At 63.5% G+C, this 12,774-nt stretch carries 9 protein-coding genes; 5 read left to right on the plus strand and 4 right to left on the minus strand.

Features of this window, described 5'->3' with window-relative positions; translation table 11 throughout:
• Nucleotides 1-55: 55 nt before the first annotated feature.
• Nucleotides 56-526, minus strand: a complete 471-nt coding sequence (locus AC1RWI_RS26015) for an Lrp/AsnC family transcriptional regulator (RefSeq protein ID WP_043346316.1) — start codon at nt 524-526, stop codon at nt 56-58.
• A 141-nt stretch (nt 527-667) separates the two neighbouring features.
• Between AC1RWI_RS26015 and AC1RWI_RS26020 the strand changes: the two genes are divergently transcribed.
• The 3 genes from AC1RWI_RS26020 to AC1RWI_RS26030 all read left to right on the plus strand — a co-directional run bounded on the left by AC1RWI_RS26020 (nt 668) and on the right by AC1RWI_RS26030 (nt 6,391).
• Complete coding sequence (locus AC1RWI_RS26020; RefSeq protein ID WP_492869708.1) at nt 668-4,237, plus strand: indolepyruvate ferredoxin oxidoreductase family protein; 3,570 nt, start codon at nt 668-670, stop codon at nt 4,235-4,237.
• A gap of 126 nt (nt 4,238-4,363) precedes the next feature.
• Nucleotides 4,364-5,434: a Glu/Leu/Phe/Val family dehydrogenase gene (locus AC1RWI_RS26025; protein ID WP_492869710.1), complete on the plus strand. Its 1,071-nt coding sequence runs from the start codon at nt 4,364-4,366 to the stop codon at nt 5,432-5,434.
• A 156-nt stretch (nt 5,435-5,590) separates the two neighbouring features.
• A complete protein-coding gene (locus tag AC1RWI_RS26030) occupies nt 5,591-6,391 on the plus strand; it encodes a GntR family transcriptional regulator (protein WP_052494578.1) in 801 nt (266 codons plus the stop codon).
• 58 nt (nt 6,392-6,449) lie between these two features.
• Here AC1RWI_RS26030 and AC1RWI_RS26035 read toward each other — a convergent pair whose 3' ends face one another.
• From AC1RWI_RS26035 to AC1RWI_RS26045, 3 genes are read right to left on the minus strand one after another with little or no spacing between them, the layout of a single operon-like run.
• Entirely contained in the window at nt 6,450-6,983 is a 534-nt protein-coding gene (locus AC1RWI_RS26035) for a gamma carbonic anhydrase family protein (RefSeq protein ID WP_492869742.1), read from the minus strand.
• Entirely contained in the window at nt 6,983-8,770 is a 1,788-nt protein-coding gene (locus AC1RWI_RS26040) for a hydantoinase B/oxoprolinase family protein (RefSeq protein WP_492869712.1), read from the minus strand. The genes AC1RWI_RS26035 and AC1RWI_RS26040 overlap by 1 nt, the downstream gene beginning before the upstream one ends.
• A gap of 21 nt (nt 8,771-8,791) precedes the next feature.
• Nucleotides 8,792-10,864: a hydantoinase/oxoprolinase family protein gene (locus AC1RWI_RS26045; RefSeq protein ID WP_492869714.1), complete on the minus strand. Its 2,073-nt coding sequence runs from the start codon at nt 10,862-10,864 to the stop codon at nt 8,792-8,794.
• Nucleotides 10,865-11,170: 306 nt separating this feature from the next.
• Here AC1RWI_RS26045 and AC1RWI_RS26050 point away from each other — a divergent pair, with 306 nt between their 5' ends.
• Together AC1RWI_RS26050 and AC1RWI_RS26055 are read left to right on the plus strand one after the other, a co-directional pair.
• Entirely contained in the window at nt 11,171-11,938 is a 768-nt protein-coding gene (locus AC1RWI_RS26050) for an SDR family NAD(P)-dependent oxidoreductase (RefSeq protein WP_043346304.1), read from the plus strand.
• A gap of 73 nt (nt 11,939-12,011) precedes the next feature.
• Nucleotides 12,012-12,773: an SDR family oxidoreductase gene (locus AC1RWI_RS26055; protein WP_492869716.1), complete on the plus strand. Its 762-nt coding sequence runs from the start codon at nt 12,012-12,014 to the stop codon at nt 12,771-12,773.
• Nucleotide 12,774: the final 1 nt, after the last annotated feature.

The following is a 12,774-nucleotide window of genomic DNA, read 5'->3' on the forward strand; positions in this document are numbered from 1 at the left end:
AGTGGTCGGGTCTCGGGCGCGCCCGGGAACACGGCCACTCTGCGCGCCACTTCACTCACTCCTTCTCGCGTATCGGTAGCGCGGTCTTGTAGACAACGCGCCGCATCGCCAATGAAGTGCTGATATTGCTGACCCCCTCGATCTTGGTGAGCCGGGTCATGACGAAGCGCTCGATGCCGGCGATATCGGCGGCGACGACCCGCAGCATATAGTCGAAGCTGCCGGTCATCAGGTAGCACTCCATCACTTCCGCCTGGCGCGCGATGGCCGCCTCGAAGTTGGCCAGCCTGGCCTCTGTCTTCTTCTCTATTTCCACCTGGACGTACGCGTTGACGGGAAAGCCGGCCTTTTCCTGGTCTAGCAGCGTGACGTATTTGGCGATGACGCCTTCCTCTTCGAGCATGCGGATACGTCGGTAGAAGGGCGAAGGGGAAAGTCCGACCTTCTCGGCGAGCTCACTGCTACGGACATGCGCGTCGCGTTGCAGCTCTGCCAGGATACGGACATCGGTACGATCAAAGCGCATTGGCACTCTCGGTTTCTTTGTGGGAGGCGATTGGGAATGTGTGCTAAATCCGATGGAATTAGTCGTTAAGTTTGGCACAAAGGGAAGCGACTGCAAACCTAGAATTGGAGAAAGAAATCGCAATATTCAAGGAGACAGTTGATGAACAAGCGAGCACGCGTCGAGCAGGAAATCGACGACACCTACCGTCTGGAAGATCGCTACCGGCGTGAAGCCGGATCCGTCTTCCTGACCGGGACGCAGGCGCTGGTGCGGATCCTGGTTGAACAGGCGCGGGCTGATCGCATTGCGGGCCTGAAGACGGGGGGCCTTGTCTCCGGGTATCGTGGCTCGCCGCTCGGTGGCTTCGACCAGGAGCTGTGGCGGCAGCGCTCGCTCCTTGCCGAATACGAAATCCGCTTCGAGCCCGGCCTGAACGAAGACCTCGGTGCGACGATGCTGTGGGGCGCGCAGCAGATAGATGCATTCCCCGGCAAGCGCGTCGAAGGTGTGTTCTCGATGTGGTATGGAAAGGGGCCCGGCGTGGATCGCACCGGCGACGTGTTCCGCAATGCCAATGTCCTTGGCACATCGCGCCATGGTGGCGTGCTGGCTATCGCGGGGGACGACCATGCCGCGCAGTCGTCGATGTTCCCGCATCAGACCGATCACGTTTTCGAAGGCGCGATGATGCCGGTGCTGTTCCCGGCATCGGTCGAGGAGTATGTCGAGTTCGGATTGTTTGGCTACGCGCTGTCGCGCTTCTCTGGCCTCTGGGTGGCGTTCAAGGCGATCACGGAGACGGTGGAGAGCGGCCGCTCGATGCTGATCGGTGGAGCCGGATCGGCGCGGGGTGCCCGCTTCAGCTTGCCGGGAGACATCGACATTCCCGAGCGGGGCTTCGGCTACGATACCGGGGTGAAGTGGCCCGGCCAGCGTGCGGAACTGGAGCGTCGCCTGCTGGAGGAGCGGCTGCCTGCGGCGCAGGCTTTTGCGCGCGCAAATCCCATCGACCGTACTATCGTCCGCCCGCGCGACGCCCGGATCGGCATCGTGACGGTGGGCAAGGCACACGGTGACTTGCTGGCCGCGCTGGCGCGCCTTGACCTCGACGAACCCAGGCTTGCCGAGCTCGGCATTGGACTCTACAAGATCGGCATGACCTGGCCGATCGAAGGCGAGGGCGTCCGGCGTTTCGCCTCGGGCATGCGTGCCTTGCTCGTCGTCGAGGAGAAGCGTTCGTTTGTTGAGCGGCAGATCCAGGAGACCCTCTTCAATGTTGCGGCGCCGCAGCGTCCCGAGGTCTTCGGCAAACGGGGGCCCAACGATGCGCCACTGTTGCCGGCCACGCTTGAGTTCGCACCCGATCAGCTCCAAAAGGCCCTGCGGCAGTTCCTTGCATACACGGGGGTGCACGCGCTGCCGCCCGGCAATACGGGCAGCGTCGCAGCGCTGCCAAGGCAGCCGCGGGTCATTCCATTGAGTGCGCAGCTGCAGCCGGATGTGCTTACGCGAAAGCCATTCTTCTGTGCGGGCTGCCCGCACAATAGCTCGACCAAGCTTCCGGACGGCTCCTACGCAGCTGCCGGCATTGGCTGTCACATCATGGCGTTGGGCCAGGGGGACAACACTGCAACGTTCTGCCAGATGGGCGGGGAGGGCGTGCAATGGGTCGGGCTATCGAGCTTCTCTGATCTGCCCCACCTGTTCGTCAACCTGGGGGACGGAACCTACCAGCACTCTGGCAGCCTTGCGATCCGGCAAGCCGTGGCGGCCGGCACGGCAGTCACGTACAAGATCCTATTCAACGATGCCGTCGCCATGACGGGCGGGCAGCCCACGGAAGGCGGATTGACAGTGCCGCGCATGGTCGCCCAGCTCATCGCCGAGGGCGTGGGGAAGGTTGTCCTCGTGTCGGACCATCCGCAGCGCTATTGGGGGGCGAAGAGCATTCCCGCCAGCGTGGAGATCGCGCATCGGGATGCGCTCGATGACGTGCAGCGGCGCCTTCGCGCCTACCGCGGGGTTTCGGCGATCGTCTACGACCAGACCTGCGCAGCCGAGAAACGGCGGCGCCGCAAGCGCGGAACGCTGGCTGACCCTGTAAGGCGCGTCGTCATCAATCCATCGGTGTGCGAAGGCTGCGGAGATTGCTCGGTGCAGTCCAACTGTATTGCCATCGAGCCACTCGAAACCCCGTTAGGCCGCAAGCGCGCGGTGAACCAATCGAGTTGCAACAAGGACATGTCATGCCTGAAAGGATTTTGCCCGAGCTTTGTCACGATCGAGGGCCTTCAACCAAAGCGCGCGAACCAGCGTCGCATCCAGCAGATGGAGGCGCAATGGCGCGCCTCCCTGCCGCCGCCAGCCGGGCCTGCTGCGCTGGGAGCCCTGCTTGAGCATGCGCGTATTCTCGTCACCGGGGTCGGCGGGACCGGTGTCGTCACGGTGGGGGCAATCCTGGCAATGGCAGCCCACCTGGAGGGCAAGGGCGCAGCGACGCTGGACTTCACCGGACTGGCCCAGAAAAACGGCGCGGTGGTTAGCCATGTGCAGCTCGCGGATCGCAGGGAGCGCATTGTCACGGCGAGAATCGAGGCATGCTCGGCTGATGTGATGATTGGTTGCGATGCGGTGGTGGCGGCTTCGCCGGACGTGCTGGCGCGGCTGCGCAAGGGCGGGACACGCGCTGTAGTCAATAGCGCAGTCGCGCCGACGGCGGATTTCGTCGCGAATGGCGACCTGCCGATTAGCAGGGAGATTCACCAGGCGGCGATCGAAAGCGTGGTTGGCGCGGGTCAGGCGGAGTTCTTCGATTGCACTGCCGCGGCAATGACGTTATTTGGCGATGCGATTGCGACCAATATGATGCTGGTCGGCCACGCCTACCAGCGCGGCTGGATTCCGCTGTCGGAAATGGCGATCGCCAGGGCGATCGAACTGAACGGCGCCGCTGTCGAGTTGAACCGGCGGGCATTTCTCTGGGGGCGCATCCTTGCGTGCGAACCCAATGCGCTGCGGCGGACAAGCGCTGCCGAGGCGCAGGCTGCGCAGCCGTTCGAGCTGGCGCGCTTCGTTGCCGAACGAAAGCGCGACCTGTCGGCCTACCAGAATGCCGCTTACGCGGAGCGCTATGGCCGCATAGTGGCTGCCGTTGCCGGCGCGGAGCAGCGTATCGCAGGGGAGGCCGGCCTGCTGGCGGAAGCCGTGGCTAGGAGCTACTACAGAGTGCTTGCCTATAAGGATGAATATGAGGTGGCCCGTCTGCACAGCGATCCTGCCTTCGCCCGGTCACTGGAGAGCACCTTCGACGGCCATGGGAAGAAGACTTTCCACATGGCGCCACCATGGCTCACCCGGGTCGATCGCAACACTGGGAGACGCAACAAGATTGCGCTGAGTGGAACCGTCATGAGTCCGCTGCTTCGCCTCCTGCGGCATGGCAAGATCCTGCGCGGCACACCCTTTGATCCGTTTGGCCGGCAGAGCGATCGCAGGATTGAGCGTCGGATGATCGTCGAGTTCGAGGACGACGTGCAACTCGTGCTGCGTACGCTTTCCGAGCGGACACTCGCAAGCGCAGCAGCGCTCGTGGGAGCGTACGCGCAAATCCGTGGCTTCGGCGTGATCAAGGAGCGAAACTACAGGTCGGCGCAGGCCGACCTGCAGAAGCACCGCGCACTGTGCGGCGCGCCGCACGCGGTGTCGGGTTCCGCGGAGCATCTTACGTAAGTACAGGACATGCCTGACCGGCTGGCGATGGTGCCGACGGTGTGGCTCTCCTTCCCGCGGGGTCATCGCCCGAGCAATTCAGGCCCCGCATCAACATACCATTCCTCCACGACTTCATCTGCAACCATGAATGCATCGATTCTAGCTGCGCCTTCCCTGTTTGGCCTTCACGGCGAGGCCGCGCATGAGAAGCTGTTGTTCGTCACTGACGAAAAGACCGCAATGCGTGCCATCGTTGCGGTGCACAGCACCGCGCGCGGCCCGGCATTCGGCGGTTGCCGCTACTGGCAATACGATTCGGAGGAGGCTGCCCTGAGCGACGTGCTACGGCTGTCACGGGGCATGAGTCTGAAGAATGCCATGGCCGACTTGCCGTTCGGTGGCGGGAAGGCCGTGATTCTCAAGGATTCGTCGCAGCGCGAGCGCGCCGGACTGTTCCGTGCGTTCGGGCGGGCGGTGCAGTCGCTTGCCGGCGAGTACATTAGCGGAGAGGATGTCGGCACCACAGTCGAGGACTTGCTTGAGGTGCGCAGCGAAACCACCTTTGCGGCAGGGATTCCGCGCGAAGGCGGCTTCGGCGGCAATCCCTCACCCAAGACAGCGTTGGGTGTCTTTGCTGCGATCGAGAGGGGGTGCGGCTTGCTTCTCGGTGGGGCATCCCTACAAGGGCTCACGGTAGCGGTGCAGGGCCTTGGCTCGGTCGGGTGGGCGCTGGCGGAGCACCTGCACGCTGCAGGCTGCCGGCTGATCGTCGCGGATGTGGATGCGGCGCGCGTCGCGGCCGCGCGCGAGCGATTCAATGCTCGCGCAGTTTCGCCATTAGAGATCACGGCGCAAGCTGCTGACGTGTTCGCTCCATGCGCGCTGGGGGCAACGCTGAACGGGGCGAGTATTCCGGCGTTGAAAGTGCGCATGATCGCGGGCGCTGCAAATAACCAACTCGCGACCGAAGCCGACGGTGACGCGCTGCATGCGCGGGGGATTGCCTATCTGCCTGATTACTTGGTCAACGCCGGAGGCATTGTCAGCTGTGCGCGCGAGTATCAGGGGGGCGCGGAGTCCGCCCTCGTCGACGCGGAAGTGATGCGTATCGCCGATCGCGTCGAAGCGCTGATCGAGCGCGCAGCGGGTTCGGGCGAGTCGCTGGCCCGTACTGCCGACCAATGGGCGCGCGAAAAGCTCCTGCTTGCGCATTGATCCACCACAGTGGGCGTGGCGGTCGATCGCATCGACAAGATGCCGGCGAATGCACTATAATTGTGATCACAAACGGCGTTTTGCCGCTTTGAAATGGATTATGTGCTCACAATGGGCGCATGACATGAAATCAGAGATCACAAAGCCGGACTTGATATGGCTACATCCATTGCGGAAACAGAGGACGACGGTGGTCCGCTCGACGATGAAGCGCCCGCCGTATCGCGGCTAAACAACGTAGCTTTGCGCGAACGTGCCTACGAAGAACTGGCGAACGCCTTGCGTGCGGGGCGCTTTGTCCCTGGGACGGCAGTGACGATTCGCGGAATCGCTGCCATGCTCGGGACGAGCACCATGCCGGTTCGCGAGGCGGTCAGCCGACTGGTCACAGAGGGTGCGCTCGAAATGCTGCCCAATCGCACCCTATGCGTGCCGACCGTATCGATCGAGCGGCTCGACGATTTGATCGATACGCGAGCCACGGTCGAAGGGCGTGCGGCCTGGCTGGCTGCCGAACGGATGACTGCCGCGGATTTTTCCCAGATCAAGGCAGCGGCCGAAGACTACAGCCATGCGGTCGATGCCAGGGAAGTGCTGGCTGCAGTCGCTGCCAACGAGCAACTTCATTTTTCGATTTATCGGGCGGCGCGTTCGGAACAGCTGCTGTCGATCATCGAGAGGCTCTGGCTGCAGAGTGGGCCGTATCTCGCATCTGTCATGAAGCAGATGCAGACGGCGCAGGAAAACCTGCATGATCGCGGCATCATGCATCACTTCAATATTCTCGCCGCGCTGGCCAAGCGCGATCCGCAGGCCGCTAGCGAAGCCGTCAAGGCAGACATCATCGACGCATCAATCTGGTACAAGTCGCAGATATTCTCGCCCGATGGCGCACCGGTGGCGACGGAGCCGCTTCCCCGCAAGCGCAAGACACGGGTCTCCGCGCCCGGGTTTTGAGCGAATTGCAGGAGGGGCCGGATTTGCCGGCCCCAATCCATACCGGCGCCACGCGGCTTCATGACGCCGCGCAACCCCGCTTGGCCAGTGCCGAGAGACAGTCCTTGCCGAGCCGGACGTACTCCTGCGCGCCCCACACCAGTTCACCAACCTCTTCGTCGGTCAGCGTGCGTACGATCTTTCCGGGCATGCCCATGACGAGCGCACGCTCCGGAATGATCTTGCCAGGTGGGATCAACGCGCCGGCGCCGATCAGAGCGTTACGCCCGATTCGCGCACCGTCCAGGACGGTCGCGCCAATCCCGATCAGCGCGCCGTCGTCGATGGTGCAGCCATGGAGCATGGCGCCATGGCCAACGGTGACGTCATCGCCCAGGCTGACCGGGTAGCCTGGGTCGGCATGGACAATGACGCCCTCCTGCAGATTGGTCCTCGCGCCCACGGTGATTGCTTCCACGTCGCCGCGCAGGACCGCATTGAACCAGACCGAGCTGTGCGCGCCCAGCATCACCGCGCCGATGAGGGTCGCATTGGGCGCAATGAAGCAGTGCTCGCCGATGGACGGCGTGATCTGACGAAAGGACAGGATCATCACGCCCCCTTTGCCTGCCGCTCGCGCAGCGCCGCCGAGCGTGCCACGTCGACCTCGCCATGCGCGTCGAGCGCAATGCCAAACACGGATTGCGCGCGCTCGGCGGAAAGATAGCCTTCGCGGACATCCTTACGCACCAGTTCGGGGTCGCGCGTGCGCGGGTCGCCATAGCCGCCGCCGCCGCAAGAGTATGAGAGTACGGTCTCGCCATCGCGCAGGTTCAGCAGTGCTCCGCCGGGAAGCTCAACAAGTTCGCCCGACGCCAGGCGCTTGAACTGTTTCGAGTTCGCGCCCGCAAGGCCGCCGCGCACACCCTTCGGTGCATTGATGGTACCGTCGCTCACATAGCCCACGTCCATATCGCAACCGCGCGGGCCGAACTCGACGAACATGCTGCGCGCGCCGTTGAAACGCCCGGAGCCCTCGCTATCGGTGACAAAGCTGCGGGAATGGACCAGCAGCGGATGGCGCATTTCGTCGAGCTCAACGCTGTCCTGAAAGCACAGACCAGCATTGCCTACGTGTCCGATGGTCTGCCATGCATCGGCATGCGGCGCGCCCGCGCCGCCGGTGAATCCCAGGAACAGCTGGTTGATGAAGCGATGGCCTGTCAGGGGATCGGTCCCTGAGATCACGCCGATCGCCGGCGGAATTACCGCGCCGCATTCGGCCAGGCCAGCGCCGTCCGCCATGTCCGCCATCGCCGTCTGCACCGAGTTGGCGACCCGGTCGGCCATATTGGTCGTGGCCACCGAGCACGAGGTCGGATGCCTGGGGATGCCGACCACGCAGCCTTCGCGCAGCCGGATATCGATCCGGCGGAAGGATCCCGCATTCTTCGGGACGGTATGCTCGATCCCGTTGAACACGCCAACCATCGCGGCGGTGCGTGCGCAGGCCTCGCTCAGGTTCAGTCCACACGGCAGGCAGTCGGGATTGTCCTGCAGGTCCACCACGATCCGGCCACTCTGCGCATCGACTTCAACTTCCGCGCGAATCGTTACGCCTTCCGCCGGCATGCCGGGAAACAGGGGGTCGTGCGTGCTGGATCCCACCGCCCGCCCGCCGGACATGTTGCGGATCGCGCCAATCATTCTCTGTTCGGAGTAATCAAGATAGTCGCGCGAATAGTCCTCCAGTGTTTGCCAGCCGAGCTCTTCGCCCAGGGCAAGCAGTTCGCGCTCGCCGATGCGCGCCGCGCCCACCATGGCGAGGTAGTCTCCCCACCATTGGTCGGGCACGCGAATGCGCATCTTGCACATGCGCACGATGTCGTCGATATTGCGATAGTCCTGCTGCACCTTCACTGCCGGGAAGATCAGCGCGCCTTCATGATAGACATCGCGCGCGGATCCCATATACGTCGTCGGTTCGGAGTTGCCGCAGTCGGCCTGGTGCGCCTTGGCAACCACCGTGAAGCGATGAATGCCGACGTCGTCCATCACCGGCACCAGGATGGTGTGGTCGGCGGGATGTGAGCAACCGTGGTACGGCGAGTTGTGCAGGAAGGCATCGCCGCGGCGCAGTTCCGGATGGAAGGACTTCATTGCCGCGCTCATCAGGTCGGGGCCGCACAGCACGTGGATGGGCAGGCTTTCGGCAGCCGCCAGCAGTTCGCAGCCAGCGGTGACGATGCAACAAGAGAAATCGCGGGCGATATTGAGCACGCCGGAACGGCCGCTGCGCAACAGCGTGTTGGCCATCTTGCGGGCGATGCCTTCGAGCCGGTTGGTCAGTAGGGCAAGCTGGACCCCATCGGTCGCGGGGCGGTTGGTGTCTCGGGTCATTTGGGTTCTCCTGTTCCTGTTTTAGTCGCGGCCGGGAATGATCGACAGGCTGCCGCTGGCACGGCGCTCGGCTGTCGCGCCCGGGTTCAGCACGACCGTGGTGAAGGAAGACTCGACGATGGCCGGGCCGTGGATCGTGGTGCCGGGCTGCAGCGCCTCGAAGCGGACCACCGCGGTGTCGACGTAGCCTGAACCCGCGAAATAGGCGCGGCGCACGGGCTGGGCGATCGGCAGCGCGACGGAGTTGGCCAGCGCGCCCCCTTCCTGTTTCCTGATTCGGCAGGCGACTGTGGCGCGCCATCCGACGATCTCGATCTGCGAGCTTGCATCTCGGATCGCAAAGACTTCCTCGTGTGCGCGATGGAAGCCCTCGATCAGGTCCGCGACGTCGGCTTCCGTCTGGATAGTCATTCCCTTCAGCGGAACCTCGAGCTCCCACACCTGTTCCGGGTAGCGTGCCTCCGCCCAGAAGGTGATGGCTTGCTCTAGGGAATCTTTGCCGGGGCCGGAGATGAATTCCCGGCACTTCGCGTCCAGCGTGGCGAGCACATCGTGCACTCCGCTGAAGTCGAATGCATCGCTGCGGGTAAAGAATGTCGCGTGGTAGTGCGAGGTTAGATCGGACATCATCGCGCCCGCGGCGCTCATGGTCGCACCAACCTGCGGGATGACGAGGCGCGGCGAATCCAGTCTCCGCGCGATAAGCACGGAGTTCAGGCCCGCCGCCCCGCCGCCGCCAATCAGCACGGCGTCGCGCGGGTCGATGCCCTGGTTGATCGTGATGTCGCAGATGGCTTGCACCATATTCTCCGTGGCGATCGTAATGATTGCCGCGGCGGCGTCTTCGATGGACAGGTGGAGCGGCGTGGCAACAAACTGATCTATCGCGCGCTTGGCTGCGGCGGCGTCGAGCTTCATGGCTCCGCCAAGGAAGAAATCCGGATCGATGTAGCCGAGCGCGAGCGAGGCATCGGTCACCGTGGGCTGGGTGCCGCCGCGCCCATAACAAACGGGACCCGGCACGGCGCCCGCGCTCTTGGGGCCGACGTGCAGCATGCCGCCGTCGTCCACCCAGGCGATGGAGCCGCCGCCGGCTCCGACGCTTTTAACGTCCACTGAGGGGAAGCCGGTCATGATGCCCCGATAGGGCGCTCCAATCCAGGTCTCCTGGGACCAAGGCACCCTCCCACGACGCACCAGGCTGACGTCGTAGGTGGTGCCGCCGGTATCCGCGACGATCGCGGTTTCCGCCTGCTCGTCCGCCTTGGCGAAATAGCGTCCCGATACCGGCGCCATGGACGGGCCGGAATTGATCAGGTGAATGGGCGCCTCGGCGACATGGTCGGCGTCCATGACGCCGCCCTGTGACGTGACCACCACCACGCGGCCGGGAAAGCCGGCCGACTCCAGGCGGTCGACCAGCGTGTGCATATAGGCCCGCATCATGGGCTTGAGCGATGCGTCGATGCATGTCGACGAGGCGCGACGAAACTCGCGGGGGATGGGGTTGAGCTGATGCGACAGCGTGAACGGCACGCCGGGCAGATGCCGTGAGAGGAGTTCGCCAACGCGCAACTCATGCGCGGGGTTGACCACCGACCACAGCAGGCAGACCGCCACCGCTTCCACGCCAGCACCGCGCATCTGGGTGCAGGCTCGCACCAGTGCAGCTTCGTCCAACGGAAGCAACTCCGAGCCATCGGCCAGGATGCGCCCGGGCACGTCCCAGGTCAACGCCCGAGGCACGAACGGATCCGGATAGGGCACGGCGAAGTTGAAGGGCTCGAGCCGCCCACCCTCGCGCAACGTCAGGATATCCCGGTGCCCGCCCGGCACGATCAACGCGGTGCGTGCCGTGTTGCCAGTGATGATGGCGTTGATGGCGTGTGTTGTCCCATAGATAAACATCTCGCCGCGCGCCAGCATTTCCGCGCGGTCCATGCCAAGTCCATCTGCCGCCACCTGCAGGGCTTCGAGCACGCCGCTGATCGGATCGGACGGGGTAGTCGGGGACTTGAACATATTGAGGTTTCCGTCGTCGTCCTCGACGATCAGATCGGTGAACGTACCCCCTGTATCCACTGCGAAACGCATAAATCATCTCCTGATGAACAAACCTCGAGCCAACGCTGATCGGCGCATCCCGCGATCGCGCAGCATTGCATCTGAGTATATTAATCGATGTTTGTGATCACAAAAACAAATTGAGATTGTGATAAAAAACGAGGGTTAACCCCAATAAAAACTTAGAATTATGCGATGTTTTTAGCGGCGAATTAAAAAAACATTTGATCAGTGATCACAAAAAGGCTAATCTTCGCATCATGGTGAACGATCGGGATGTCCTCGGCACGAAGGGCGTCGCCAATGGTTCCGTGGATCGAAAAGAGGAGAACGACGATGAGCGTGGAGCGCAAGGTTGTAATCGTGACGGGTGGCTCGCAGGGGATTGGCGAGGCCGTGGCAAGGCGCCTGGCGGCGGATGGCTACCGGGTTGCCGTGATTGCCAGTTCAGATATCAGGAAGGCCCAAAGGGTGGCGGCGTCGATCCGGGAAGCGGGCGCCGAGGCAGAGGGCTTTGTCTGCGACGTGCGCAATGCCGTGGCGGTGGGCGAACTGGTGGCGTCGGTCAGGCAGGCTTTTGGCAGGATTGACGCGCTGGTCAACGCGGCGGGCGTGTTCAAGCCGACGCCCGCCGGCGAAGCCAGGCTCGCCGACGTGGATCAGATGATCGATATCAATCTCAAGGGTACCTGGAACATGATCAACGCGGTGGCGCCCACTCTGAAGGAAAACGGCGCGGGCCGGATCATCAACGTGGCTTCGGTAGCGGGCCTCACCGGCTTCGGCACCTATGCGATCTATTGCGCCACGAAGGCTGGCATCGTCCTGATGACGCGCGCGCTCGCGTGCGAGCTGGGCCGCCTAAACATCAACGTGAATTGCGTTGCGCCGGGCAATACGTCCACGGCGATGAACGAGGACATCCGCAATGATGCCTCCATGCAAGGGCTGCGGGACTTTATGGCTTCGCGCACGCCAAGCCCCCGCACCTTTTCGCAGCCGGAAGATATCGCCGGCGCCGTCAGCTTCCTGGCTTCGGATGCGGCCCGCGCCATGCATGGCAGTTGCCTGCTGATGGACGAGGGAATTTCCGCGGGCCTCTGACCGGGGTGCCGGCGCGCGCCGGCGATACAGCGCGCACCAGGCGTGCGCCGCATACGCTATGGAGAGTCACAACATGGAAGAAAGAGTCATCGTTACCGGCGGGGCGGACAGCGTCGGACGCGTCATTGCAGAGCAGTTCCGGGCAAGCGGCGCGCGCGTGCATATTTGCGACGTTCGTGCCGACGCGCTCGAGGCCACGCTCGCGGCCAATCCCGGCATGACGGGTACGGTCGCCAACGTTGGAGATCCTGCTGGCGTCGCCCGTGTGGTGCAGGACGCGGAACGCGTGTTCGGCGACGTGTCGGTGCTAGTCAATAATGTCGGCATCGCTGGCCCCCGGGCCGCGCTTGAGGACATCTCCGATGATGATTGGCGCGACACGATGGAGGTGAATGTCGGCGCCATGTTCCAGTTCATGAAGCGGGTCGTGCCGTCGATGAAGCGCAATCGGCATGGCGCGATCATCAATTTCTCCACGGGATCGACGCGCACGCGCCTGCCGATGCGAACGCCCTATGTCGTCTCCAAGGCGGCGGTCGAATCGCTTACGTTGAATGCTGCCCGGGAACTGGGGCCGTTCAATGTGCGCTGCAATGCGATCCTTCCCGGCATGATCGACAACGAGCGCATGGGCCGGATCGTCGCCGGCATCGCGCACGAAAGCGGCCGCAGCGCGGCGGACGTCGAAGCAGATTATCTGAAATACATCTCGTTGCGCTGCAAGGTGCAGCCAGACGATCTCGCGCAAATGGTGTTGTTTCTGGCTTCCGGCGCAGCATCGAAGATCACGGGCGAACTCATTGCCGTCAGCGGCAATGTCGAATGGGAAATCTGAA

The organism is Cupriavidus sp. MPR-AND1C (assembly GCF_058809705.1).